Origin of the sequence: Tenacibaculum dicentrarchi, assembly GCF_964036635.1 — a bacterium.
GTDB classification, from domain to species: domain Bacteria; phylum Bacteroidota; class Bacteroidia; order Flavobacteriales; family Flavobacteriaceae; genus Polaribacter; species Polaribacter dicentrarchi.
This window is the reverse complement of record NZ_OZ038524.1, coordinates 310773-334976: the sequence shown is the minus strand read 5'-3', so window position 1 is coordinate 334976 and position 24204 is coordinate 310773. Positions and strand designations below refer to the sequence as shown.

Below are 24204 nucleotides of genomic sequence, written 5' to 3'. Positions count from 1 at the left end.
ATTTTTTTATCGATGTTAAAAAAAACACTGCTATTTGCTGGATTATTATTACTATTAACTTCTTGTTGGAAAGATAGAAGCCCTGAAGATTTAATCCGTTTAAAGGAAAAATTTAAATCACAAGTTTCAACTTTCGAAAGCAAAAAAGAAACCGCAAACAAAAAAATAACCAAAGGTTTAACATCATTAGGAAGTTTAAAATCCGCTTTAGAAGATGCAAAAAATGAAGACAGAGAATTTGCTAAAGTATATGGAGATTGGGAAAAAGTAAATCGAAAAGTAAATAATCTTAATACAGAATTTGAAGATTTAAAGAAAAAAGCATCCAATTTATTTACCGCAATGGAAACTCAAAGTAATAGTTTAAGTGATGTGGCGACTAAAAACACCCTTTTATCGGCAATTGGAAAAGCAAAATCAAAATACAATAAAACACTTGCCAATACCGCAAAAGCAATACAAAAATTAAGACTTTTACATACTGATGCTGTTGAAATTGTAAAAGCTTTAGAGGTTGCAGCAGCACTGAATTCGTTCGATTCAATCAACGGGCAGATGAAAAGTATTGAACAAAGAGTGGACGGTATTATGCAAGAATTAAATATTGCCGTTACAGAAAGTAAAAATTTATACGAGAAAAAAATAACAGAATTAGGTAAATAATACAATATATTTTTTTAGATAGCATATAAATACAATTAAATACGACTATAAAATTTTGATAAAAATAGGCAATATAGAACTTCCTGATTTTCCGCTATTATTAGCGCCGATGGAAGATGTGAGTGACCCACCTTTTAGAGCTTTATGCAAAGAAAATGGTGCCGATGTGGTATATACTGAATTTATTTCTTCGGAAGGATTAATTCGTGATGCAGCAAAAAGCGTTATGAAATTAGATATTTACGAAAAAGAACGTCCTGTTGGGATTCAAATATTTGGTGCAAATTTAGAATCGATGCTACGATCTGTAGAAATCGTTGAAAAATCAAACCCTGATATTATTGATATTAATTTTGGCTGCCCTGTTAAAAAAGTAGTTTCTAAAGGAGCTGGAGCAGGTATTTTAAAAGATATCGATTTGATGGTTTCCCTAACCGAAGCAATGGTAAAACACACCAATTTACCTGTAACGGTTAAAACTCGTTTAGGCTGGGATGAAGACTCTATTAAAATTGTAGAAGTTGCCGAACGTTTACAAGATGTTGGCTGTGCTGCAATTTCTATCCACGGACGAACTCGTGCACAAATGTATAAAGGTGAAGCAAATTGGGCACCGATTGCCGAAGTAAAAAATAACCCTAGAATGCATATTCCTGTGTTTGGAAATGGTGATGTTGATACGCCTGAAAAAGCCATGAGAATGCGTGATGTATATGGTTTAGATGGCTGTATGATTGGTAGAGCTTCTATTGGGTATCCTTGGTTTTTTAACGAAATAAAACATTATTTTAAAACAGGAGAATATTTAGCAAAACCAACCATCGCACAGCGTGTGGAAATGGCTCGAAGACATTTGCAAATGGCAATTGATTGGAAAGGACCTGTTTTAGGGGTTTTTGAAACACGAAGACATTATACCAATTATTTTAAAGGAATCCCACATTTTAAAGAATATAGAATGAAAATGGTTACTTCGGATGCTCCAGAAGATGTTTTTAAAGCGCTTGATGAAGTAGAAGCTAAATTTGGAAATGCAATTATTCCTGATATTAAATAACCTGATACATTTCAAGTAAAAACTACCAATCCTCGCCTATTTCAAAAATATGTGAGGATTTTTTATTTCTTCTGATAAATTTACAAAAATTTACTTTTCAATAAAAGATTTTGAAATTCTCGAACTCGCAATTTTTGCTGAAATATAGCCTAATATTAAAATAGTAAGCATAACAACTAATAAATTAAACCATCTAAACTCTACTGGATAGGCTAAATTTTGGGTAATCATAAAAAGTTCGTAACGCTGTTGAATTATCACCAATAAAACACCTAAAACAAGCCCTACAAACATTCCTGCAAGAGTCAATAAAAAACCTTGTAACACAAATATTTTTTTAATTTCATCAATACTTGCTCCTAAATTATATAGTGTTTTTAGGTTTTGACGCTTGTCAATAATCATCATTATAATAGAACCGATTACATTAAATAAGGCAATGGCTATTATTAAGGTAAAAATTAAATACGAAATAAAATTTTCAGTATTAATTACTTTATAATACAAGGCATTTAATTGCGCTCTGGTTTTTACTTCAAAATTATCACCTAAAAGATGTTGTAATTTCTGTTGAAAATCATCTAAATTAGAAGTTGGTTGTAATTTTAGTTCGATTCCTGAAATTTGATTTTCAGTATAATTTAACAACTCTTGCGCTAAAGATAATTCAGTAAAAACATATTTATTTTGAAATTCTTCTGAACCTGAATACGCTCCTATTACTTGCGTATCAACAGAAGTATAGGCATTATTTGCATTTACAAAACCTTTTCCTGGCTTGGGAACCATAATTTGTAAGGGCGCTCCAAAATTTAAAGCTCCTAACGACAATTTATAAGAAATTCCGTAGCCAATAACTGCTGTATTTTTAAACTCAGGATCAACCCAAGTACCAACAGTTAATAGTGAATCTACAGGAATAATATCCTTATAACTAGCATCTACTCCTTTAATATAAGCAATATGTGTTTTATCTTTATATTTTAAAAACACACGTTCTTCTATTACTTTTGAAATTGTCTTTATTTCGGTATCTTTTATTAATTTCTGATGAACATCATCAGAATATTCAAAAGATTTTCCTTTAACAATACTTATTTTGATATCAGGATCAGAGGCATTTAACAAAGAATCACTAAAAGTTCTTAATCCTGAAAAGCCTGATAAAATTACAAACAACGCCAAAGCCCCTACAACAACGCTAAAAACAGCTATAAATGTAATAATATTTATAGCGTTGGTGCTTGTTTTAGAAAACAGGTATCTTTTAGCGATGTATAAAGGAAATTTCAAATTTTAATAAATTTTAATTAGCCATGTAAAAAAAATTATTAACGTTTTTGACGACGTGGCAATACATCTGGGTTTTGAATAGGATCTACATCATCACCTTTTAAAGACTTATCAATTTCTTCAATATAATCTAAACTATCATCACCAAAAAATAATAATTCTGGCATTCTTCTTAATTGATTTCTAGTACGTTTTGCTAATTCATGACGAATTAACGGCGTGTTAGAAATTACACCTTGTACAATTTCATCTCTTTTATCAGAAGGAAAAACGCTTAAATATATTTTAGCGACTCCTAAATCGGCAGTTACTGAAACTTTAGATACCGATATAATTACTCCTTTCATTCCATTTTGTGCCGCACGCTGTAACACATCTACCAAATCTAATTGCAATACTCCTGCAATTTTTCGTTGTCTGTTCGTTTCTTCCATGCTGCAAATTTAAGGATAAAATAACGGAGTGTAAATTTTATTTTTCAACTAATAATAAAAGCTTTAAAAGCACCTCTTTTTTAGCCGATAAAAACTTCTTATATTTTATTATTTTTACCTTATGGATAAAATAGAACATATTGGTATTGCGGTAAAAAATTTAGCCGAATCGAATACATTATTTACTGCTCTTTTAGGAAAGCCTCCCTATAAAACCGAAAAAGTAGATAGTGAAAGCGTAAAAACATCGTTTTTTAAAACAGGTAAAAATAAAATTGAACTCCTTGAAGCTACAAACCCCGAAAGTCCTATTGCTAAATTTATAGCAAAAAAAGGCGAAGGAATACATCATATCGCTTTTGCAGTTGCCGATATAAAATCAGAAATAAAACGCCTAAAAAAAGAAGGTTTTACCCTATTAAATGAAACACCCAAAAAAGGCGCAGACAATAAATTAGTCGCTTTTTTACATCCTAAAACAACAAATGGAGTTTTAATTGAGTTATGTCAAGAAATCGGATAATACATTCATTTAAAACATCGTAAATATTTGTATCTTGCAAAGTCTAAAACACCTATTCAAGCATGTCTAATTCTTTTGACTCTTTTCAAAAACGCCGCCTACAAACCTCTTACATTTCTGTAGTAGTAAGCATTGCTTTGGTGCTTTTTATGATGGGAATTTTAGGGTTGCTATTGCTTAAATCAACCAATGTAGCCAATCATTTTAAAGAAAAAGTAGTCATGACTATCTTTTTAAAAGATGCAGTTACTAAAACACAACGTCAAAAATTTATAGCAACCCTTGAAAAGGAAAAATACAGCAAAAAGGTGGTTTATATATCTAAAGAGAAAGCCGCTAAAATATACAAAGAAGATTTAGGCGAAGATTTTTTAGTCTTTTTAGGCGATAATCCACTTAAAAATGGCATTGATATTTATTTAAAAGCCGATTTTGTAACACCTGAAAAAATGGAGGTTATAAAAAAACAATTTGGTAAAAATGATTTTATTGCAGAAATAAATTACGATAAACCCTTGGTTAAACTGCTAACAGAAAATATTAAACAAATTAGTTTTTGGCTGTTAGTTTTAAGTGGTTTCTTTGGATTAATGGTTATTTTATTAATCAATAGCTCTATCCGATTATCTATTTATTCGAAACGATTTAACATAAAAACCATGCAAATGGTAGGCGCAACAAAAAGTTTTATACGCCGTCCTTTTATTTTCCAAAGCATCAAATTAGGGCTTTTAGGCGCTTTTATTTCTTTATGCGGATTAGCATTTGTGGTGTATTATATAAACAAACACATTCCTAACTTAAATTTATTAACCGATTATATTTCACTAATTTATTTAGCTGTAGGTGTTTTATTTTCGGCTTTTTTAATTACTTGTATCAGCACATTTTTTGCTACACAGCGTTTTTTAAACTTACAAACAAACGATTTATATTACTAAAATTTTCATGGAAAAAGACAGTATTTCAAAACCAGAATTTTTATTCGGCAAACTAAATTATAGCATTATGTTAATCGGTTTAGCAGTTATTTCACTAGGCTTTATTTTAATGTCAGGTGGCGGAAGCGATGACCCAACTGTGTTTAACGAAGAAATTTATAGCTGGCGCAGAATTCGATTAGCACCAACCTTTGTTATTATCGGTTTAGGAATCGAAATTTATGCTATTTTAGCCAATCCAAAAAAATAAGCATGAATTTATTAGAAGCTATTATCCTTGGTATTATTCAAGGGCTTACCGAATTTTTACCCGTATCGTCAAGCGGACATTTAGAATTAGCAAAAGCAATTTTAGGCGATACTTCGGTACCTGAAGAAAGTTTAACGTTTACCGTCGTTTTACATTTTGCAACCGCATTAAGTACCTTGGTGATATTCAGAAAAGAAGTTGCCGAAATTTTCAGCGGATTATTCCAATTTAAATGGAACGACCCAATGAAATTTTCAGTAAAAATTATAATTTCGATGCTACCAGCGGTAATTATTGGTTTAGCATTTGAAAAACAATTAGAAGCTTTTTTCGGTGGAAAAATATTATTAGTAGGAATAATGTTATTAGTTACCGCCGTATTATTATTATTTGCTGATAAAGCTAAAAACACCAATAAAGAAGTTTCTTTTAAAAATGCTTTAATTATTGGAGTTTCGCAAGCAATTGCTATGTTACCAGGAATTTCTCGTTCAGGAGCTACTATTTCAACGTCGGTTTTATTAGGAATTGACCGTAGTAAAGCCGCTCGATTTTCATTTTTAATGGTCGTTCCTCTTATATTTGGAAAAATAGCTAAAGATTTTTTAGGTGGAGATATTAATTTTCAATCTTCAGAAATTATACCGATATCAGCAGGTTTTATAGCAGCTTTCCTTTCAGGATTAGTTGCCTGTAATTGGATGATTGCTTTAGTTAAAAAGAGTAAATTATCTTATTTTTCAATTTACTGTGCTATTGTAGGATTCATAGCTATTGGATATTCTTTATTCTTTTAATTCAAGTTATTTTCAAATCATTTCAAGTTATTTTTAAGTATGAAAACAGTAGAAGATTATAAAAACGGACAAGTTTTATTAATTGATAAACCCCTAGAATGGACGTCTTTTCAGGTAGTAAATAAATTGCGTTGGCACATAAAACAACGCTTTAACATCAAAAAAATAAAAGTTGGGCATGCCGGAACTTTAGATCCGTTGGCAACAGGTTTATTAATACTTTGTACAGGTAAAAAAACCAAAATTATTGACCAATATCAGGCACAAATAAAAGAATATACTGGTACAATTACTTTAGGAGGAACAACGCCTAGTTATGATTTAGAAACCCAAGTAAATGAAATTTTTTCTACGGATCATATTACCGAAGAATTAATTCATGAAACCACCAAGCAATTTACGGGCGTAATTCAACAGAAACCACCTATTTTTTCGGCGATAAAAAAAGAAGGTGTTCGTTTATATGAACTTGCCCGAAAAGGAGAAACTACCGAAATAAAAACAAGAGAAATTACCATTCCTGTTTTTGAAATCACTAAAATAAATGGCAACAATCTTGATTTTAGAGTTGTTTGTAGCAAAGGAACCTACATTCGTTCATTAGCTTTTGATTTTGGAGCTGCTTTAAAATCAGGTGCTCATTTATCAAAATTAAGAAGAACCAAAATTGGAGATTTTCATGTAGATAATGCCGTAAGCATTGATGAATTTATAAAATCATTAGAAAAAAATTTAGAAGTGGAATAGTTTTTGTTACATAGCGTTAACTATTTTAACGCTATGAAAAAAACACTGCTACTTTTTGCCTTTATATTTACAGTCAACTATACTTTAAAAGCACAAGAAAAACATGCTTTTTTCACAAGTTCCTTAAATTTTACGTTTGCACTTAACGAAAATTACGTATTATTTGAACCTGATGATAATGAGAATATGTTTAAATTTTCCGCTATTTTTATACGTACTGGTTTTGGATATCAATTTAATAACCGCTGGGCAGGTATTGTTAATTTAGGATACGACCACCATCCGAAGTTTGGTTTAAACGCCGTACCAATGTACGGAACACTTCGTTACACTATTTCTAGAGATGATGATGATCGTTTTTTTACCCAAGCTAGTTTTGGTAATATGTGGCGTCCTTCAAAAAATTTTGAAAACGGAAATTATTATGCCCTTGGTTTAGGCATGCAAATTAGCAATTCAAGCAGATGGCTTACTGTTTTACATTTAGATTTTCACCGAAAAAAAATAACAAACTTTAAAAATGGAAACCTAGACAGTGTTTCTTTAGGACTTGGTTTTACTTTTCTTTAAAAATCGGCTATACCAGCTTTCAGAAATTGGCACTTCCCAGTAATTTTCTAACTCTTGTTTTGTTTCAATTAAATTATCAAAAATGATTGTTTTTTCGGTTACTGCTTTGTTTTTAATCAAGCCCTTAAAGTCTTTCAAATCTTTATATTGTGTGTATTCACCTTGTTTAAAACACACATTCATTCTATCTAACAATTCCACCTCGTATTGTGTCTGTAACTGTAAAATAAAACCAACTTGTGCATCAATATCGGCATTTAACAACACAGCATCTTCTGCAGCTGAAAAAATGATAAAACGATTGTATCGTACCTCAAAGGATGCTTTAAAATTCTCATCGTCTAACTTCCACCCCTCAACAAATGTTTTTAATTGCTCGTTTAATCCGTCAATTTCCTTTGGATAAAACTTTCTGTTACATGGATAAATCCAAACCTTTGCCTCTTCTGATAATGTATTAAAATCTACTAACATAATTATTCTTAATCTTAACGGCAAAGATACAGAAAACAAAAGCCTTTTTTTAACAAACAAAAAAACGTTTCGATATATCGAAACGTTTTTTTTATTTTAAGTAAACTTTAAATTCTTATAAAGAAGCTACGTGTTTAGCTAATTTTGATTTTAAGTTAGATGCTTTATTCTTGTGAATAATATTATTCTTTGCTAATTTATCTAACATAGATACAACAGTAGAAAGCATTCCTTGTGCTTCTGCCTTATCTTCAGATGCTTTTAATCTTCTAACAGCATTACGAGTTGTTTTATGCTGATATTTATTTCTTAAACGCTTAGCGTCGTTACTTCTGATTCTTTTAATTGCTGACTTATGATTTGCCATTATGCTAAATTCTTAAAGGTTTATAAAAAACTTTGTAGTCCGTACGGGAATCGAACCCGTGTTACATGGATGAAAACCATGCGTCCTAACCCCTAGACGAACGGACCAAAACAATCATTCTGATTGAGAGTGCAAATATAAAATATTATTTTACATTTACGGTAATTTTATTATTAATTTTTTGTCTTATTAAAATTATAAATTCTATAAAACATCAATTAAATTGTAGTCCGTACGGGAATCGAACCCGTGTTACATGGATGAAAACCATGCGTCCTAACCCCTAGACGAACGGACCGTGACAAACAATTCATCTGATTGCGGGTGCAAATATACAACTGTTTTTCAATCCTGCAAAACTTTTTGTTATTTTTATTTAAAAAAATTTACATGAATTATTTTAAAAGCTACCAAAAACACACTTAAAAGATTAATAAACAGGAAGATACATGTATTTTTAATTTAAATAGAAAAACGTATTATTTTTCATCAATTTCAATACATAAAGTAATTTTAGCTCTTTACCCCTAAATTTTCTCCTACTCCGAGTATTAAAAAGACTAATAAATTTCTGACTAAACTTACTGTTTTTATCAATTTATATTGACTTAACATTGATGAAGGCTTATTTAAATTTCATTTTTTAAAAAATATCACAGAAAAATAAGGAGTCGCATCCTGATTTGCCATAGTTCTCCTGTTAATGCGATGCTGAAATAAATTCAGCATGACGAGAATTTAGTCTTTATTTAATTTTTAAACAAGTTATAAAGGTTCAGGTTCTATTCTTTTTGTACAGTTCTTAAAAACAAGCACAAATGCCTAGCCCCGATTGTAGCAATTGTTTGAGCTCCTTTTTTGATTTTTTTCAAAAAAGAGCGAGTGCGGAAAGCGGGAAATTGCTTCAAAAAAAAATCCTACCGAAGCAGGATTTTTTAATAAAATGTATTTTTATATTAATATGCCTTGGCAAAAAGCACTTTTTTAGTAGATGGATTTCCTGTAAATACACAGGTTCCTGCCTCTTCTTTGGCATCGTTAGGAATACATCTAATAGTTGCTTTTGTAATTTCTTTAATTTTATCTTCAGTTTCTTCAGTTCCATCCCAGTGAGCTGACACAAATCCGCCTTTGTTTTCAATAGCGTCTTTAAACTCATCAAAAGTAGTTACTTCAGTAGTATGGTTTGCTCTATAATCTAAAGCTCTATTAAATAAATTCTCTTGAATATCTTCTAATAAGTTGGTAATAACGTCTACAACGCTATCAATAGCAACCGTTTGTTTTTCGAAAGTATCACGACGAGCAACTTCAACAGTACCGTTTTGTAAATCACGGTTACCCATTGCTACTCGCACAGGAACTCCTTTTAATTCGTATTCGGCAAATTTTGCACCTGGTCTGTAAGTATCTCTGGTATCAAACTTTACTGAAACGCCTTTTTTACGTAATTCTTTTACAATTACATTTACTTTTTCAGAAATTGCTTCTAATTGGTCGTCTCCTTTATGTATAGGGACGATTACCACTTGGATTGGTGCTAATTTTGGAGGTAAAACTAAACCTGCATCATCGGAATGTGTCATTATTAATCCTCCGATTAAACGTGTTGAAACTCCCCAAGAAGTTGCCCAAACGTATTCTTTCTTTCCTTCTTTTGATGTGTATTTTACATCAAATGCTTTGGCAAAATTCTGCCCTAAAAAGTGAGATGTTCCCGCTTGTAAAGCTTTACCGTCTTGCATTAATGCTTCAATAGTTAAGGTATCTTCGGCTCCTGCAAAACGTTCGCTTGCTGATTTTGCTCCTTTTATTACAGGCATCGCCATAAAGTCTTGCGCAAAGGTTGCATATACTTCTTGCATTTGTTTTGCTTCAGCTACTGCTTCGGTTTTTGTGGCGTGTGCTGTGTGCCCTTCTTGCCATAAAAATTCGGCGGTACGCAAAAATAAACGAGTACGCATTTCCCAACGCATTACATTTGCCCATTGGTTTATTAATAATGGTAAGTCACGGTATGACTGAATCCATCCTTTATAGGTGTTCCAAATAATTGCTTCGGATGTTGGACGAATTACTAATTCTTCTTCTAATTTTGCATTCGGATCTACTCTTAATTTCCCTTTGTTCTCTGGGTCGTTTTCTAAACGATAATGTGTTACAACGGCACATTCTTTCGCAAATCCTTCGGCATTTTTCTCTTCTGCTTCAAATAAACTTTTGGGTACAAGTAATGGGAAATAAGCATTTTCATGCCCTGTTTCTTTAAACATTCTATTTAATTCTGCTTGCATGTTTTCCCAAATAGCAAATCCGTAGGGTTTTATAACCATACATCCTCTAACGGCTGAGTTTTCAGCTAAATCAGCTTTTACCACTAATTCGTTATACCATTTCGAATAATCTTCGTCTCTTTTTGTTAAATGTTTGCTCATAATCAAAAGTTTGGCATAAATATTGTTATATTTCATGCGTAAATTGTCTATGCAAAACTACATTAAAAAGGCTACTTGCCCAACAAAGAAATCGTATTTTGTACCCCAGTTTCCCAATTAGTTTTTATAACCTTAAATTTTAAGCCATGAAGTTCCAATATAGCCACACCAAGCTTCCTTTTTACCTACTTTTATTATTGATGTCAGCTACAATTGTTTCATGCGGAACAATGCAAACCGTTGCCAATAATGATGATGGTATTTATGCCGATGACAAACCTATTCAAAAGCCACAACGTACTATTATTGTTGCGAAAACTAAAGAATATAAGGCTCCCAAAGAAAACTATTTCACCAAGGAAGTGGAGCGTTTAGGGGTTTTAAATGACACCGATATTTTTACTGATATTGAGCAATATGCCTCTGAAGAAGCACCTTTTAATGCTGATCAGGATATTAGAAATGATGATACTCAAAATAACTATACAAATAATGAACCTTGGGGTTACAACAAAAACAATAATACCGATGTTGTAATTCATATAAATACAGCACCTCAATGGGGCTATTATAATAATTGGGATGGTTATTACGGAGTAAATTACAACAGACCTTGGTGGCGTTCAAGACATTATGCCTACGGAAATTTTTATAATTACGGGTTTTATAACCGTGGTTATTATGGAATGAATTATTATAACAACCCTTATTATTACCCATACTACAGACGCAACTATTACAGTAACTATAACCGTTATTACAGCTGTCACAACGGTTCGAATCCTTACAGAAGTTACAGAGCTGCATCAAAATATAGAAGAATTGCAACCACTTCAAGAAGAAATACAAAAAGCTATAGAAGAAATACAAATGCTAGTAGAAACAATCGTTCATACAGAAATATAAGAGGTTCTAAAAATACTAGAAATACGACCAATACAAGAAACACCCGGAACACTAGAAATACACGAACAACTCGTGGTAATTCTACTAGAAAATACACACCTTCTAGAAATGCCAATAAAATAAACCGCAATACAAGAAGTACTCGAACAACTAAAAACTCTCGCAGTAATTCAACGTATTCAAGAAGGAACAGTAATAACAATACTAAAAGTTATAACAGACCAACAACATCAAGAAACTCTCGCAGTAATTCAACGTATTCAAGAAGAAATAGTAATAACAATACTAAAAATTATAACAGACCAACAACATCAAGAAACTCTCGCAGTAATTCAACGTATTCAAGAAGAAATAGTAATAGGTCGTCTAACAGCAGAAGTTCAACTAATAACAGACGCTAATTTTCTAAATCAGTTTTACAACTAATTAACAAAAAAATGAAACGAATTTTAACTTTTGCGATACTTATCGCTAGTACATATACTGGTTTTTCACAATCATTAAATTACAACGAATTAGGAACTTTGTTTTCAGGAGATGATACTAACGGAACGGCTCGTTTTGAAGCAATGAGTGGCGCTTTTGGTGCATTAGGTGGTGATATTTCTGCTATAGGGATTAACCCTGCAGGTGCTGTTGTTAGTCGAAAAAGTGTTGTGTCGGCAACTTTAAGTAATCGAAATACCGCCTACTCTTCTATGTATTATGGCAATAAAGCCAATACCGAAAACGCTGAATTTAACCTGAGTCAAGCTGGCGCAATTTTAACTTTTGATAGCGCTTATAATTCTAATTGGAATCGGTTTGCGCTAAGTGTTAATTATCGAATAAAAAAAGATTTTAACAGTGCTTATAACGCTCAAGGAAATAGTAGCGATGCGTATTTTACAGAACATCTTACCGATCCTTCTATCATTTTTGACTATCCTCAAGAACAGTTTATAGAAAACGAAACCACTGGAAAAAGTAGCGTTTACAGCTTCGGATTTTCTGCCGTTCATCTGAATAAATTATCTGTTGGAGCTACCTTAAATTTTCATAAAATTAATTTCACCCAACTTATTAAACTTAATGAGTTTAATAACGATACCGACGGAAACACCTTAGATGCCTTTAATGTTCAAGATAGTTCTTTTGATTCGAATGGTTTTTCGTTAAATGTTGGGTTTATTTATAAGTTTAATCAAAATTTACGTTTAGGATTGGCTTTTGAAACACCTACCTGGTATTATGAAGTTTATGAAAATAGTAATTTAGTACCTTATGATAAAGATGATTTTGTATATCAAAATTACAAAGGATATTTTGATTTAAAAACACCTAACATTAATAATGGAGAGCGTTTAGAAAGCGATAATCCTTTTCAAGAAAATGTTTACCGCTTTAAAACTCCTAGCAGAATTACCGCTAGTGGCGCGTACGTTTTTGGTAAAAAAGGATTAATTAGTATTGATTATACCTATAAAAATTACAAAAACATCAAATTTAGTGATGGTAATTTTTCTGTAGAAAATGACAATTTTAACAATAATTATCGAAATACACATGCTTTAAATATTGGTACAGAATGGCGTTTTGATAACATAAGTATTCGTGGTGGTTACCATTATGAAAAAAATCCAAACCTTATTTTAGGTGGCAATACAAATAAAGATAATTTAAGCGGTTTTTCAACAGGCTTAGGTTATAACTTTGGAAACACAAAAATAGATTTAGCCTACTCTAAACAGCAAAGAAAGCAATTTTACACCATCTATAACACTGGCGATTTAACTACAGATAACAAAACATCTAAAATTTCAGCAACGCTAACCTTTAATTTATAAACACAAGCATAACAGCTTATATTCAAATCCTGCTTTTGCAGGATTTTTTATATACATATATCTCAGTTTTTTACCGTAATTTTGCACTTCATTTCACAACTTATGAGCACGATAAAAATACGTATACAAGAAACCAATAACGAAACTATTTTAAAATTTACAAGCAGTACAATTTTAGTAAACGGCGGTAGTTATGAGTTTAATAATATAGACGAAGCTAAAAACTCACCTTTAGCACAACAACTTTTTTACCTTCCTTTTGTAAAAAAAATACTAATTACTGCTAATTTCATCGCAGTTCAGCGTTATGATATTGTGCAGTGGGAAGACGTAGAAGAAGAATTGCGTGAACAAATTGAAAGCTATTTACAAGATGGTAACAAATTAGTAGAAGAAGTAAATACTAAAAAAGAAGCTGTTGAAGTATATGCCGAAGTTACTCCTAACCCTGCGGTTATGAAATTTGGTTCAAATAAAGCACTTACTCAAACAGATGTTGAGTTTAAAAATATCGAAGAAGCTAGTAAATCATCGCCTTTAGCGCAAGAATTATTCGGATTTCCGTTTGTAAAAGAAATTTTTATTTCTGAAAATTACGTGTCTATTACAAAATATGACATGATTGAATGGAATGAAGTACACCAAGAAATTCGCTCTTTTATTAGAACTTATATTCAAGAAGGAAAAATAATTATAAAAGAACTTCCTAAGCAACAAACCAAAGAAAATGTTGAAATTCCGAAGGAAGATTTAACAGCTACAGAAGCTGAAATTGTTGCTATTTTAGATGAATATATTAAACCAGCCGTAGCCTCTGATGGTGGGAATATTGCCTTTCAATCGTACAATAAAGATACTAAAATAGTTAGTGTAATATTACAAGGTGCTTGTAGCGGTTGCCCCTCATCAACGGTAACTTTAAAAAATGGTATTGAAACTATGCTTAAAGATATGCTACCTAATAAAATTAATCAAGTAGTTGCTATTAACGGATAATTTATAAAAAAGATGTCTAAAACAATCAAACCATACAAAGATTCTGACTTAGGAAAAAAAGAACAAGTAGCTAAAATGTTTGACAATATTTCTGAAGATTACGACGGATTAAACCGTGTTATCTCTTTAGGGATTGATGTTAGCTGGCGAAAAAAAGTAGTAAAATTAATAGGCGAAAATAATCCTAAACAAATTTTAGATATCGCTACTGGTACTGGTGACTTAGCTTTAATGATGGCAGATTTAAACCCTGATAAAATTGTAGGTTTAGATATTTCTGCAGGAATGTTAGAAGTTGGTAAGCAAAAAATTGCCAAAGCTAATTTAACCCATAAAATAGAAATGATTGTTGGTGATAGCGAAAAAATGCCTTTTGAAAACAATACTTTTGATGCAATAACAGTTTCTTTTGGAGTTAGAAATTTTGAAAACCTAAATAAAGGATTAACTGAAATATACCGTATTTTAAAACCTGGAGGTAAATTTGTAGTCTTAGAAACCTCTAACCCTACTAAATTTCCCTTTAAACAAGGATATCAATTTCACACTAATATTTTACTACCTATTATTGGAAAATTATTTTCAAAAGATAAAGTAGCATATTCTTATTTATCAGAAAGTGCAAATTCTTTTCCTTTTGGTGAAGCTTTTAACAATATTTTACAAAAAAATGGGTTTAAGAATGTAAATAATTTACCTGTAACTTTTGGAGTTGCATCAATTTACACCGCTTTTAAATAATATGTTAAAAAAAATTTTACTTTTCGCATTTTTCGGATTTTTTACCCTATGCCTTCGGGCACAACGTGAGAAAATATTAAATCTACCTAGTTTTGATAAACATATTTTTCATTATGGTTTTTACTTAGGGGTAAACAATAATGGCTATAAAGTGAGCTATAAACCTAGCTCTTTTAAAAATGCTGAAGTTGAAGTGTCAAGTTCTGTAGGCTTTAACGTTGGTTTAATTGCCGATTTAAAATTACACAACAATCTTAATTTACGATTTGAACCAGGGTTAATGTCAAATACAAAAACATTATTTTTTAAGCATATTCCTGGAACAGAAAATATACATACTAGAGAAGTTAGTGCTACCTATTTGCACTTGCCTTTGCTACTAAAAATGAGTACTAATAGGCTTAATAACATACGTCCTTATGTATTAGGAGGAATATCGTATGATTATAATTTTTCTAGTAATGAAAAAAATAGTGATGATAATGCCGTTGGTGAATTTAGAACTACCACTAGTAATGTGCTTTACGAAATAGGTATTGGTATTGACCTCTATTTAAGTTACTTTAAATTATCACCTTCTATTAGAGGTATTTTCGCTATTAATAATGAACTCATACCCGATAACAATTCACCTAGTCAATGGACAGACCCCGTTGATTACTTAGGAACACGAGGCGTATTTTTACACCTATCATTTGAATAATTAAAAAGCCACTGTTAATATTAACAGTGGCTTTTTTGTAAAGATAGAAGTCCCCCGAAATCTACCTTACTTATTAGACACTTATTTTACTTATAAGTCACATATAATAACAAAAAAATGACCATCGATAAGATGGTCATTATGATAAAGAACAATGTCTTTATCTATAAGATAGAAGTCCCCCGAAATCTATCATGTTTATTCATTTTTATAATAAAAATGAAAGCAAATATAAGATAAAAAAGCAATTAGCCTACTCATTTTCAATAACTATTTTACTATCTACCACCTCTTTAATTGGAAAAACGACATTCCCTTGAGTTGTTGTAACAGTTAAACAAATATTATCAATTGCAGTTACAATACCTTTAACATCTCCTATTGTTACTTTTTTTCCAATACCTACATTTTTTCTTGAATAATAGCCATAAAGCAATCGAACTACAACTTCTTTAGCTCCTAAACCAAAAGATAAAGTAAATGCTAAAAGAACAGAACCTATTAAAAGTGTTAAATTACTTTTTATTACAGATGTATCAACCCCTGCCTGATCTAATGCTGTTATCGTTAAAAAAACTACAATTAAATAAAAAGCAATATTTCCAACTAAATTACCTCCAGAAATTTCTAACGATTTAAACATTGTTTGAGTTGCTTTTTTAAGAACAGTTCCTAAATAAACACCTGCTACAAAAATTCCAATTGCTGTTAATAACTTCGGTAAATAAGCAAAAAAACTTTTTATACCTTCTGATACAGCTTCTAATCCAAAAATACTAGAACCTGCCATAACAAATATTAGTATTAAAAACCACCTTAGTATAGTAAGTATTACATTAGTTAATACAATATTTATAGTTGAATTACCAAAAATTTCTGTTTTACTTAATTTTTTAGACCATTCATCAATTTTTGTTTTAGACAATCCTTTTCTTACAATATATAGAAAAACTTTAATAATTAACCAAGCTAAAATTACAAAGCCAATAAACCCAAGTACAGTTGGTAACGAATCAATAATATTTTTAAAAACATCTTTAAAAGGTTCTAAAATATCAATTTTTAATACATTCATGATGGTGTTATTATTTAATTTTATTCTTAGAGTTATTATTCGTTTTTAGTTTCTTTTTTAGACACACCGCCTCCCAATAAATCAGCAATTGTACTTGGGTATTTCACCACAAATAAATCAGCTATATCTATCGATAGCTTTATCATTGCCACATCTTTAAGTACTTTACTTTTGAGTACCTCTGGCAATTCTTCATTATGTAATATTTTCTTAAATGGATTTTCCATAATTATCACAGTGTGTTATATACTTTTATAACTTTTTCTTTGGCTCTTTTTAAACGCATTTTTACGGCACTATCACCTAAACTCAAAGCCTCTGAAATTTCTTTAATGCTCATATCATCTTGATATTTCATTAATAAAATCATTTTTTCAGGTGCAGCTATCATTTCAAGTACTTTTGCTAATTTATCCGCCTTTAGTTCAAATAATTCGGCATCGTCAATTTCATCTTCATTACTTTCTTCTTTTATTTGATCTGTTACAACAGTAACTTTTTCTTTTTTTTTCTCTTTATTTCTTTGTACATAATTTACGCAGAAATTATAAGTAAAAGAATATAACCAGGTAGAGAATTTTGATTTCCCTTTAAAAGTTCTTAATTTTACAAACAAACGGATAAACACATCGTGTGTTAAATCTTGGGCTTCTTGTTTATTTTTAGAAAAACCGTAACATTTATTATACACAACGCCCGCATAACGGTCATATAAAACAGCAAATAAATGAGAATCATTTTTCTCTACTATTTTACTAACCAGCTCTTCATCGCTTAGTTTTGTAATATCAATACTTTTCAATAGTTAAGTTTGGTTCTTAATTTATAGTTCGACTTACAATTAGTGAGACACTTTTTTTTTAAAAAGGTCACCTTCATTTTTTATAAAAGAGCTAATTTAATAATTCTTTAATTGATATTTAGTTTTAAATAACAATTATTACACATTAATTTTTAAGACTAAAAAACAATTAGTAATTGAAGAAATAATAATTATTAAAAAAAACACTAAAATAAAGATTTACAAGTTCTTATAAATTTCTGAGATTTTATCTTTAGCACGTTTTAAACGCATTTTTACAGCACTATTCCCTATATTTAATGTATTTGATATTTCTTTGATACTCATATCGTCCTGATATTTCATTAGTAAAATCTTCTTTTCAGAAACAGCAATCATACGAAATGCTTTTGCTAATCGAATTGATTTTAATTCTAAAAATAAAGCTCCTTCTTTTTCGTCTTTAATATTTTCGTCTTTAATTCGGTCTGTTATAACAGTAATTTTTGCATTCTTTTTATAACTGTTTCTTTGCACATAATTTACACAAAAATTATACGTAAAAGAATACAACCATGCTGAAAATTTAGATGTTCCTTTAAACGTTTTTAATTTAATAAATAATCTGATAAAAACATCATGCATTAAATCTTCGGCTTCCTGTTTATTTTTAGAAAATCCATAACATTTATAAAAAACCATTCTAGAAAACCGATTATATAATACACCAAATAAAGCAGTATTATTTGTACGAACAATTTGGTAAACTAAATCTTCATCTGTTATTTTTGTAGCTGTTGCATTCATAGTCGTCTGATTTATATTATAAATTAAATAAATAATAACTCTTTAAATTTTTAAACGAGATAAAACAGCATTTTGTGTAGACCAAGGGTAGTTAAGTATCTTTTAAAAAATAATTATTTTTTTTGTAACATTTACAAACAATACTACGTATAATATAGTGTAAGGACGAATGATGAATTAAAAAAGTACTTAATTACGATGAGACAACTTAAAATTACCAAGCAGGTTACCAATAGAGAAACTGCCTCTTTAGATAAATATTTACAAGAAATAGGAAAAGTAGATTTAATTACTGCTGATGAAGAAGTAGAATTAGCACAAAGAATTAAAGCTGGTGACCAAAGAGCATTAGAAAAATTAACTAAAGCTAACTTACGTTTCGTTGTTTCGGTTGCTAAACAATATCAAAATCAAGGTTTAACGTTACCTGATTTAATTAACGAAGGTAACTTAGGTTTAATTAAAGCAGCTAAACGTTTTGATGAAACTCGTGGTTTTAAGTTTATTTCATACGCTGTTTGGTGGATTCGTCAATCAATTTTACAAGCATTAGCTGAACAATCTCGTATTGTACGTTTACCGTTAAATAAAATTGGTTCTATCAATAAAATTAACAAAATGTACGCCTTTTTAGAGCAAGAAAACGAAAGACCTCCAAGTCCTGAAGAAATTGCTAAAAAGTTAGACATGACTGTGAATGACGTTAAAGAATCTATGAAAAACTCTGGTCGTCACGTATCAATGGATGCTCCTTTAATTGAAGGTGAAGATTCTAATTTATATGATGTATTAAACTCTGGTGAATCTCCAAACCCAGATAAAACTTTATTACACGACTCATTACGTATTGAAATTAACCGTGCCTTAGAAACATTAACGCCTCGTGAGGCTGATGTTGTTAAATTATATTTTGGTTTAGGAGAACACCAACCAATGACTCTTGAAGAAATTGGTGAAACTTTCGATTTAACTCGTGAGCGTGTTCGTCAAATTAAAGAAAAAGCTATCCGCAGATTAAAACATACCTCTCGTAGTAAAATTTTAATGACTTACTTAGGGTAATCAATTATTTTAAATATTTAAATTATCAGTAAAAACTCTCAAATTAATTTTTGAGAGTTTTTTTATTTGAAGCTATTTCCTGCTTTCGGCTATATCTTTTTTTCATTCTTCAAAAAAGGATGCCGCCTCTATCAGGGCTAAAAAACTAGAACTCCTATTTATACATTTGCATTATAAAAAACATTTGATTATTTTTTTATAACACTAATTATTTATCTTTGCCAACTAACAACACAACAATAAATTAATGAGTAATTTAATTGCACCTTCAGTATTAGCAGCAGATTTTGCTAACCTACAAAGAGACATCGAAATGGTAAATAATAGTGATGCCGATTGGTTTCATATTGATATTATGGATGGTGTATTTGTACCAAACATATCTTTCGGAATGCCTGTTTTAAAAGCAATTGCAAAACACGCAACAAAAACAATCGACGTGCATTTAATGATTGTTAACCCTGACCAATATATTGAAATTTTTGCCGATTTAGGAGCAGATATTTTAACTGTACATTATGAAGCTTGTACACACTTACACAGAACAATTCAAGCAATTAAAGCAGCAGGAATGAAAGCTGGTGTAGCATTAAATCCGCACACACCAATTGCTGTTTTAGAAGATATTATTCAAGACTTAGATATGGTATGTATTATGAGTGTAAATCCAGGTTTTGGAGGGCAATCATTCATTGAAAACACCTATAAGAAAGTAAGTCAGTTAAAACATTTAATTGAATTTTCTAATTCAGAATGTAAAATAGAAATTGATGGTGGTGTAACCGATAAAAATGCTAACAAACTTATTGAAGCAGGTGCAAATGTACTTGTAGCAGGTAGCTATGTTTTTAAAAGTGATAATCCTACAGAAACTATTGAAAATTTAAAAAATTTGATTAATTAAAAAGTTTAATTTTATCAAAAAACATAAAAAAAGGAGGCTTTTTCAGCTTCCTTTTTTATGATAAATTTTTATTAAAACGACTACTTAAAACTGTGCGATTAAATAATTAATTAAATCGGTACTCGTAACAATTCCTACCAATTCATTGTTGTCAACAACAGGCAAAGCGTGAAATTCTTTTTTTGCTAAAATTTTAGCCACCTCTTTTACCGTTGTAGACGAGTCTACAGAAATCAAATTTTTTGCCATCACTTGTTCAATAGTAAACATATTATAAACCACAGCATCTACCTCGTTTTCATCATCATAAATAGCATCAGCAAAACTTATTCTTAATAAATCGGTATAACTTAACATTCCTTTTATTTTTGAATCAATAACAACAGGAATATGCCGTATTTTTTCTTTTTTAAACAACTTTTCTGCTGTCATTAAATCATCCGAAGTACTTAAAGTAAGTACATTTTTAGTCATTATTTCTGAAACTTTTGTATTTTTATTCATCATATTTTATTTATCAGTATAAATTTCAGCAATTAAATCAATTTAAAAGCAAACTAAAATCAGCTATTATTCTTTTATTTTTTTGTAAATTATCGGCTAAAAATCATTAAAATTGATAGAAAAACTACAACAGCATTACGACTATTTATTTGAAGATGCTTTACTTGAACAGATAGCCAGCGTAGCAGTATATAAAGAGTTTAAAGAAAATACGGTAATCATTGATGCCGATAGCGCTATCTTTTCTATTCCGTTAATTCTTAGCGGAGCAATTAAAGTTTTAAGAGAAGACAAAGACGGCGATGAATTGGTGTTATACTACATTGAAAAAGGCGACACCTGCGCCATGACACTTTCCTGTTGTATCAACGAAACCAAAAGTAAAATTAAAGCCGTTACCGAAACCGATGTTACGGTGCTAATGATTCCAAAAACTAAAATGTCGGAATGGTTTACTAAATATAAAAGCTGGCAAGAATATATTTTACAAAGCTATCATTCAAGGCTTAATGAATTTATTGAAGCGGTCGATTCTATCGCTTTTTTAAACATGAACGACCGTTTATTAAAATACTTAAAAGATAAAGCAATGGTTGTTGGAAATGATGTTTTAAATGTTACTCACCTACAAATAGCTAACGATTTACACAGCTCAAGAGTTGTAATTTCTCGGCTTTTAAAAGCGTTAGAAAGAGAATCCAAAATTGAATTACATAGAAATCAGATAAAAATATTAGAGCTTTAATGTGTTTTTAGAGTTTTAATTTCACAAGGAAACAGTTTTACAACACAACTCTTTTCAGGAAACAATAAAGCAATAACCTTAAAATAAGATTATTGCTTTTTATTTTTGTGACTGCGAAGAGATTCGAACTCCCAACCATCAGAGCCGAAATCTGATATTCTATCCAGTTGAACTACGCAGCCATTTTAACTTAAAATTTAAGCTAATGTTTTTTTAACAATTGCTGATATTGTTGTGCCATCGGCTTTTCCTGCTAATTCTTTTGATGCCATTCCCATAACTTTCCCCATATCTTTCATTCCTGTTGCCTTTGTTTTGGCGATAACCTCAGCTACTACTTTTGCAATTTCTTCTTCGGATAAAGCCTCAGGTAAGAACTGCTCTAAAACTGCTGCTTCTTCAAGTTCTGGCTTTGCTAAATCATCTCTTTTTTGTTGGGTAAAAACAGCAGCACTATCTTTACGTTGTTTCACTTGTTTTTGAATAATTTTAAGTGCTTCTTCTTCTGATATTTCTCCTACTGATGTTTGAGTATTTGCAATCATAAAAGCCGATTTTAAAGCTCTAAGCGCCGTTAAAGCAACGGTATCTTTTGCTTTCATAGCTACTTTCATTTGTTCTATTACTTGTTTTTGCAATCCCATTTTTTTATTTTTTAGTTAAAAAATTCCCGATTAAACAGGAATTTTTAAATATTTTAAAAAGACATTTTTATTAATCTACATTATCGTGTAAAAATGAATTATTTGAACGTGATAATTTGTTGTTTTCTGTATTTAATTTCGTGTCTGATTTACTAATTGATGAATCCGTATTAATATCGACACCTAATCTTTTATAAGCAGGCTGACGCTCTATTTCATCAATATTTTTACCTACTTGGTCATTAAATTTATAATTATACCCTTTCATTTTATCACGTCGTTCTTGCGTTCTTTTTTGCAATTCCGAAATGGTAATACTTAAAGGAGATATTTCTTCAGCTGTCGCATCATTTTCATTAATGTCTTGTACTTTTTTTGTTCTTACCTGAAACCTCAATGCTTCTTCAACTTCTTCTCTAGCTACAGGGTTTGAGCTTTTTCTAATTGTTGGTTCTGCATCAAAAGTATCTAAAATATAGCGTTTTTCAACTTGCTGATTTGATTTTGAAGCATTAGAATTTGTATTTTCCTTTGGTTCGTTAATAGGAGTTTCGGTTTTTGGAGCTACCTGATCATACGAATTTGTAGGCAAATCAAATAATAAGTCTTGCTCAAAAGGTTCTTGCGGTACCTCTTTATATTCACTTGCCTGATTGGCTATATTTGTAATAATAAAATCATCTTCAGAAACTGTATCTGGTGTAATTTCATCATAAACAACATTTATAGCAGCTATATTATCCGTAGGACTATTTGATTTAAACCTTGGTACTTCTTGTTCGTCATCATCATCCTTTAAAACAGTGACAACTCTACGAGGTTTATCGGAAGAAAGCGGTTCGTTTACCGAAAGTGGTTCATTTACACCCGATGCGCCTTTTTTTCTGCTTGCAATGGTATGTGATGTAGGGTCTTCATCTTCTAAAGTATGAACAATTTTAGGTACTTCAGTATTTGTAATTGTACCTTGTTGGTCTGCAGTAAAACCTGTAGCAACAATTGTTACCGATATACCATCTTCAAGGGTTTCATCTTCTCCAACCCCCATAATAATATTGGCATCATAACCAGCTTCATCTTGAATATGCTCATTAATTTCCCCTATTTCATCTAAAGTTACTTCATTAACTCCTGAAATAATTAACAACAGTACGTTTTTAGCACCTGTAATTTTATTATCATTAAGTAAAGGAGAATCTAGGGCTTTTATAATGGCATTTTTAGCGCGATTTTCACCTGATTCTTTTGCCGATCCCATAATAGCAGTTCCACTATTAGAAAGTACTGTTTTAGCATCGTGTAAATCAATATTTTGTTTATAGTGGTGTGTAATTACTTCTGCGATTCCTTTGGCAGCAGTAGCTAAAACCTCATCGGCTTTAGAAAAACCAGCTTTAAATCCTAAGTTTCCGTAAACTTCTCTTAATTTATTGTTATTAATAACAATAAGAGAATCTACATTACTACGAAGTTCATCTATTCCATCTTGTGCTTGTTGACTACGTCTTCTTCCTTCAAATTGAAATGGCATTGTAACGATTCCTACCGTTAAAATATCCATATCTTTTGCTATTTTCGCAATAATAGGCGCAGCACCAGTACCAGTACCACCTCCCATACCAGCAGTAATAAAAACCATTTTGGTATGGGTGCTTAGCATTTGTTGAATTTCTTGAATACTTTCGGCAGCTGCTTGTGCTCCAACATCAGGATTTGCACCTGCACCTAACCCTGATGTTAAGTGTGCACCTAATTGAATTTTATTAGGAATCGGACTGCTTTCTAACGCTTGTGCATCTGTATTACAAATTACGAAATCTACTCCGTGAATTTGCTTACTAAACATGTGATCTACCGCATTACTTCCTCCCCCACCAACACCAATCACTTTAATAGCATTCGACTGTGTTTTTGGCATATCGAACGAAATGTTATTGAATTCTGTGCTCATAACTTTCC

28 protein-coding genes and 3 tRNA genes are annotated in these 24204 nt (G+C 30.9%); 16 read left to right on the top strand and 15 right to left on the bottom strand.

The genetic code is table 11. From position 1 onward, the window contains the following. Positions 1 to 12: 12 nt before the first annotated feature. Positions 13 to 663 (top strand): hypothetical protein, encoded by a 651-nt coding sequence (locus ABNT14_RS01445; protein WP_101902510.1) that lies wholly within the window; start codon positions 13 to 15, stop codon positions 661 to 663. 55 nt (positions 664 to 718) lie between these two features. Next, a complete protein-coding gene (dusB, locus tag ABNT14_RS01440) occupies positions 719 to 1720 on the top strand; it encodes a tRNA dihydrouridine synthase DusB (protein WP_101902509.1) in 1002 nt (333 codons plus the stop codon). 90 nt (positions 1721 to 1810) lie between these two features. Here the strand turns inward: dusB and ABNT14_RS01435 are convergent, their stop codons facing one another. Both ABNT14_RS01435 and rbfA read right to left on the bottom strand, forming a co-directional pair. Beyond that, complete coding sequence (locus tag ABNT14_RS01435; protein WP_101902508.1) at positions 1811 to 3013, bottom strand: ABC transporter permease; 1203 nt, start codon at positions 3011 to 3013, stop codon at positions 1811 to 1813. Positions 3014 to 3051: 38 nt separating this feature from the next. After that, a complete protein-coding gene (gene rbfA / locus ABNT14_RS01430; protein ID WP_101902507.1) occupies positions 3052 to 3447 on the bottom strand; it encodes a 30S ribosome-binding factor RbfA in 396 nt (131 codons plus the stop codon). Between the two features lie 121 nt (positions 3448 to 3568). Here rbfA and mce point away from each other — a divergent pair, with 121 nt between their 5' ends. From mce to ABNT14_RS01400, 6 genes are all read left to right on the top strand, one after another. Next, positions 3569 to 3970, top strand: coding sequence for a methylmalonyl-CoA epimerase (gene mce / locus ABNT14_RS01425; protein ID WP_101902506.1), 402 nt, complete (start codon positions 3569 to 3571; stop codon positions 3968 to 3970). A gap of 62 nt (positions 3971 to 4032) precedes the next feature. Beyond that, positions 4033 to 4911: a cell division protein FtsX gene (locus tag ABNT14_RS01420; protein ID WP_101902505.1), complete on the top strand. Its 879-nt coding sequence runs from the start codon at positions 4033 to 4035 to the stop codon at positions 4909 to 4911. A gap of 7 nt (positions 4912 to 4918) precedes the next feature. Beyond that, positions 4919 to 5161 carry a DUF3098 domain-containing protein gene (locus tag ABNT14_RS01415; protein ID WP_101902504.1) on the top strand — a complete coding sequence of 81 codons (243 nt, stop codon included), beginning with the start codon at positions 4919 to 4921 and terminating at the stop codon, positions 5159 to 5161. 2 nt (positions 5162 to 5163) lie between these two features. Further along, entirely contained in the window at positions 5164 to 5958 is a 795-nt protein-coding gene (locus ABNT14_RS01410; RefSeq protein ID WP_101902503.1) for an undecaprenyl-diphosphate phosphatase, read from the top strand. A 39-nt stretch (positions 5959 to 5997) separates the two neighbouring features. Next, on the top strand, positions 5998 to 6705 hold the full coding sequence (gene truB, locus ABNT14_RS01405) for a tRNA pseudouridine(55) synthase TruB (RefSeq protein WP_101902502.1): 708 nt from the start codon (positions 5998 to 6000) through the stop codon (positions 6703 to 6705). Positions 6706 to 6738: 33 nt separating this feature from the next. Beyond that, positions 6739 to 7275, top strand: a complete 537-nt coding sequence (locus tag ABNT14_RS01400; RefSeq protein WP_101902501.1) for a hypothetical protein — start codon at positions 6739 to 6741, stop codon at positions 7273 to 7275. Here ABNT14_RS01400 and ABNT14_RS01395 read toward each other — a convergent pair. From ABNT14_RS01395 to proS, 5 genes are all read right to left on the bottom strand, one after another. After that, entirely contained in the window at positions 7249 to 7749 is a 501-nt protein-coding gene (locus ABNT14_RS01395) for an ABC transporter ATPase (RefSeq protein WP_101902500.1), read from the bottom strand. The genes ABNT14_RS01400 and ABNT14_RS01395 overlap by 27 nt on opposite strands. Before the next feature lie 115 nt (positions 7750 to 7864). Then, positions 7865 to 8116, bottom strand: a complete 252-nt coding sequence (gene rpsT / locus ABNT14_RS01390) for a 30S ribosomal protein S20 (protein WP_101902499.1) — start codon at positions 8114 to 8116, stop codon at positions 7865 to 7867. A gap of 35 nt (positions 8117 to 8151) precedes the next feature. Beyond that, a tRNA-Glu gene (locus tag ABNT14_RS01385) sits at positions 8152 to 8223 on the bottom strand. Positions 8224 to 8342: 119 nt separating this feature from the next. Beyond that, positions 8343 to 8414, bottom strand: a tRNA-Glu gene (locus ABNT14_RS01380). Between the two features lie 658 nt (positions 8415 to 9072). Then, complete coding sequence (gene proS / locus ABNT14_RS01375) at positions 9073 to 10551, bottom strand: proline--tRNA ligase (RefSeq protein WP_101902635.1); 1479 nt, start codon at positions 10549 to 10551, stop codon at positions 9073 to 9075. 146 nt (positions 10552 to 10697) lie between these two features. On the opposite strand from proS, the gene ABNT14_RS01370 reads away from it, so the two are divergent. The 5 genes from ABNT14_RS01370 to ABNT14_RS01350 all read left to right on the top strand — a co-directional run bounded on the left by ABNT14_RS01370 (position 10698) and on the right by ABNT14_RS01350 (position 15723). Further along, positions 10698 to 11858 (top strand): hypothetical protein, encoded by a 1161-nt coding sequence (locus ABNT14_RS01370; protein ID WP_145993571.1) that lies wholly within the window; start codon positions 10698 to 10700, stop codon positions 11856 to 11858. 36 nt (positions 11859 to 11894) lie between these two features. Further along, positions 11895 to 13283: an OmpP1/FadL family transporter gene (locus ABNT14_RS01365; RefSeq protein ID WP_101902498.1), complete on the top strand. Its 1389-nt coding sequence runs from the start codon at positions 11895 to 11897 to the stop codon at positions 13281 to 13283. A gap of 102 nt (positions 13284 to 13385) precedes the next feature. After that, complete coding sequence (locus ABNT14_RS01360) at positions 13386 to 14279, top strand: NifU family protein (protein WP_101902497.1); 894 nt, start codon at positions 13386 to 13388, stop codon at positions 14277 to 14279. A 12-nt stretch (positions 14280 to 14291) separates the two neighbouring features. Next, positions 14292 to 15020 (top strand): bifunctional demethylmenaquinone methyltransferase/2-methoxy-6-polyprenyl-1,4-benzoquinol methylase UbiE, encoded by a 729-nt coding sequence (gene ubiE, locus ABNT14_RS01355; RefSeq protein ID WP_101902496.1) that lies wholly within the window; start codon positions 14292 to 14294, stop codon positions 15018 to 15020. Between the two features lies 1 nt (position 15021). Continuing rightward, positions 15022 to 15723: a porin family protein gene (locus tag ABNT14_RS01350; protein ID WP_101902495.1), complete on the top strand. Its 702-nt coding sequence runs from the start codon at positions 15022 to 15024 to the stop codon at positions 15721 to 15723. 253 nt (positions 15724 to 15976) lie between these two features. Here ABNT14_RS01350 and ABNT14_RS01345 read toward each other — a convergent pair whose 3' ends face one another. The 4 genes from ABNT14_RS01345 to ABNT14_RS01330 all read right to left on the bottom strand — a co-directional run bounded on the left by ABNT14_RS01345 (position 15977) and on the right by ABNT14_RS01330 (position 18386). Continuing rightward, complete coding sequence (locus ABNT14_RS01345; RefSeq protein ID WP_101902494.1) at positions 15977 to 16798, bottom strand: mechanosensitive ion channel family protein; 822 nt, start codon at positions 16796 to 16798, stop codon at positions 15977 to 15979. A gap of 35 nt (positions 16799 to 16833) precedes the next feature. Continuing rightward, entirely contained in the window at positions 16834 to 17025 is a 192-nt protein-coding gene (locus ABNT14_RS01340) for a hypothetical protein (protein WP_101902493.1), read from the bottom strand. A gap of 5 nt (positions 17026 to 17030) precedes the next feature. Then, positions 17031 to 17600, bottom strand: coding sequence for an RNA polymerase sigma factor (locus tag ABNT14_RS01335; protein ID WP_101902492.1), 570 nt, complete (start codon positions 17598 to 17600; stop codon positions 17031 to 17033). A 219-nt stretch (positions 17601 to 17819) separates the two neighbouring features. Next, on the bottom strand, positions 17820 to 18386 hold the full coding sequence (locus tag ABNT14_RS01330) for an RNA polymerase sigma factor (protein ID WP_101902491.1): 567 nt from the start codon (positions 18384 to 18386) through the stop codon (positions 17820 to 17822). 198 nt (positions 18387 to 18584) lie between these two features. Between ABNT14_RS01330 and ABNT14_RS01325 the strand changes: the two genes are divergently transcribed. Together ABNT14_RS01325 and rpe are read left to right on the top strand one after the other, a co-directional pair. Beyond that, entirely contained in the window at positions 18585 to 19448 is an 864-nt protein-coding gene (locus ABNT14_RS01325) for a sigma-70 family RNA polymerase sigma factor (protein WP_101902490.1), read from the top strand. 247 nt (positions 19449 to 19695) lie between these two features. Next, a complete protein-coding gene (gene rpe, locus ABNT14_RS01320) occupies positions 19696 to 20352 on the top strand; it encodes a ribulose-phosphate 3-epimerase (RefSeq protein WP_101902489.1) in 657 nt (218 codons plus the stop codon). Positions 20353 to 20436: 84 nt separating this feature from the next. Here the strand turns inward: rpe and ABNT14_RS01315 are convergent, their stop codons facing one another. After that, positions 20437 to 20856 (bottom strand): CBS domain-containing protein, encoded by a 420-nt coding sequence (locus tag ABNT14_RS01315; RefSeq protein WP_101902488.1) that lies wholly within the window; start codon positions 20854 to 20856, stop codon positions 20437 to 20439. A gap of 112 nt (positions 20857 to 20968) precedes the next feature. Here ABNT14_RS01315 and ABNT14_RS01310 point away from each other — a divergent pair, with 112 nt between their 5' ends. Next, a complete protein-coding gene (locus ABNT14_RS01310) occupies positions 20969 to 21601 on the top strand; it encodes a Crp/Fnr family transcriptional regulator (protein ID WP_101902487.1) in 633 nt (210 codons plus the stop codon). A gap of 108 nt (positions 21602 to 21709) precedes the next feature. Here the strand turns inward: ABNT14_RS01310 and ABNT14_RS01305 are convergent. The 3 genes from ABNT14_RS01305 to ftsZ all read right to left on the bottom strand — a co-directional run bounded on the left by ABNT14_RS01305 (position 21710) and on the right by ftsZ (position 24196). Then, a tRNA-Arg gene (locus tag ABNT14_RS01305) sits at positions 21710 to 21783 on the bottom strand. A 15-nt stretch (positions 21784 to 21798) separates the two neighbouring features. After that, positions 21799 to 22245, bottom strand: coding sequence for a GatB/YqeY domain-containing protein (locus ABNT14_RS01300; RefSeq protein ID WP_101902486.1), 447 nt, complete (start codon positions 22243 to 22245; stop codon positions 21799 to 21801). Between the two features lie 70 nt (positions 22246 to 22315). Then, a complete protein-coding gene (gene ftsZ / locus ABNT14_RS01295) occupies positions 22316 to 24196 on the bottom strand; it encodes a cell division protein FtsZ (protein ID WP_101902485.1) in 1881 nt (626 codons plus the stop codon). Between the last annotated feature and the right edge of the window lie 8 nt (positions 24197 to 24204).

Excerpts from the sequence above, each read along its gene's own strand:
- ABNT14_RS01445 (WP_101902510.1), top strand. The coding sequence starts at position 13 with ATGTTAAAAAAAACACTGCTATTTGCTGGATTATTATTACTATTAACT.
- rbfA (WP_101902507.1), bottom strand. The coding sequence starts at position 3,447 with ATGGAAGAAACGAACAGACAACGAAAAATTGCAGGAGTATTGCAATTA.
- mce (WP_101902506.1), top strand. The coding sequence starts at position 3,569 with ATGGATAAAATAGAACATATTGGTATTGCGGTAAAAAATTTAGCCGAA.
- ABNT14_RS01420 (WP_101902505.1), top strand. The coding sequence starts at position 4,033 with ATGTCTAATTCTTTTGACTCTTTTCAAAAACGCCGCCTACAAACCTCT.
- ABNT14_RS01415 (WP_101902504.1), top strand. The coding sequence starts at position 4,919 with ATGGAAAAAGACAGTATTTCAAAACCAGAATTTTTATTCGGCAAACTA.
- ABNT14_RS01410 (WP_101902503.1), top strand. The coding sequence starts at position 5,164 with ATGAATTTATTAGAAGCTATTATCCTTGGTATTATTCAAGGGCTTACC.
- truB (WP_101902502.1), top strand. The coding sequence starts at position 5,998 with ATGAAAACAGTAGAAGATTATAAAAACGGACAAGTTTTATTAATTGAT.
- ABNT14_RS01400 (WP_101902501.1), top strand. The coding sequence starts at position 6,739 with ATGAAAAAAACACTGCTACTTTTTGCCTTTATATTTACAGTCAACTAT.
- ABNT14_RS01395 (WP_101902500.1), bottom strand. The coding sequence starts at position 7,749 with ATGTTAGTAGATTTTAATACATTATCAGAAGAGGCAAAGGTTTGGATT.
- rpsT (WP_101902499.1), bottom strand. The coding sequence starts at position 8,116 with ATGGCAAATCATAAGTCAGCAATTAAAAGAATCAGAAGTAACGACGCT.
- proS (WP_101902635.1), bottom strand. The coding sequence starts at position 10,551 with ATGAGCAAACATTTAACAAAAAGAGACGAAGATTATTCGAAATGGTAT.
- ABNT14_RS01370 (WP_145993571.1), top strand. The coding sequence starts at position 10,698 with ATGAAGTTCCAATATAGCCACACCAAGCTTCCTTTTTACCTACTTTTA.
- ABNT14_RS01365 (WP_101902498.1), top strand. The coding sequence starts at position 11,895 with ATGAAACGAATTTTAACTTTTGCGATACTTATCGCTAGTACATATACT.
- ABNT14_RS01360 (WP_101902497.1), top strand. The coding sequence starts at position 13,386 with ATGAGCACGATAAAAATACGTATACAAGAAACCAATAACGAAACTATT.
- ubiE (WP_101902496.1), top strand. The coding sequence starts at position 14,292 with ATGTCTAAAACAATCAAACCATACAAAGATTCTGACTTAGGAAAAAAA.
- ABNT14_RS01350 (WP_101902495.1), top strand. The coding sequence starts at position 15,022 with ATGTTAAAAAAAATTTTACTTTTCGCATTTTTCGGATTTTTTACCCTA.
- ABNT14_RS01345 (WP_101902494.1), bottom strand. The coding sequence starts at position 16,798 with ATGAATGTATTAAAAATTGATATTTTAGAACCTTTTAAAGATGTTTTT.
- ABNT14_RS01340 (WP_101902493.1), bottom strand. The coding sequence starts at position 17,025 with ATGGAAAATCCATTTAAGAAAATATTACATAATGAAGAATTGCCAGAG.
- ABNT14_RS01330 (WP_101902491.1), bottom strand. The coding sequence starts at position 18,386 with ATGAATGCAACAGCTACAAAAATAACAGATGAAGATTTAGTTTACCAA.
- ABNT14_RS01325 (WP_101902490.1), top strand. The coding sequence starts at position 18,585 with ATGAGACAACTTAAAATTACCAAGCAGGTTACCAATAGAGAAACTGCC.
- rpe (WP_101902489.1), top strand. The coding sequence starts at position 19,696 with ATGAGTAATTTAATTGCACCTTCAGTATTAGCAGCAGATTTTGCTAAC.
- ABNT14_RS01315 (WP_101902488.1), bottom strand. The coding sequence starts at position 20,856 with ATGAATAAAAATACAAAAGTTTCAGAAATAATGACTAAAAATGTACTT.
- ABNT14_RS01300 (WP_101902486.1), bottom strand. The coding sequence starts at position 22,245 with ATGGGATTGCAAAAACAAGTAATAGAACAAATGAAAGTAGCTATGAAA.
- ftsZ (WP_101902485.1), bottom strand. The coding sequence starts at position 24,196 with ATGAGCACAGAATTCAATAACATTTCGTTCGATATGCCAAAAACACAG.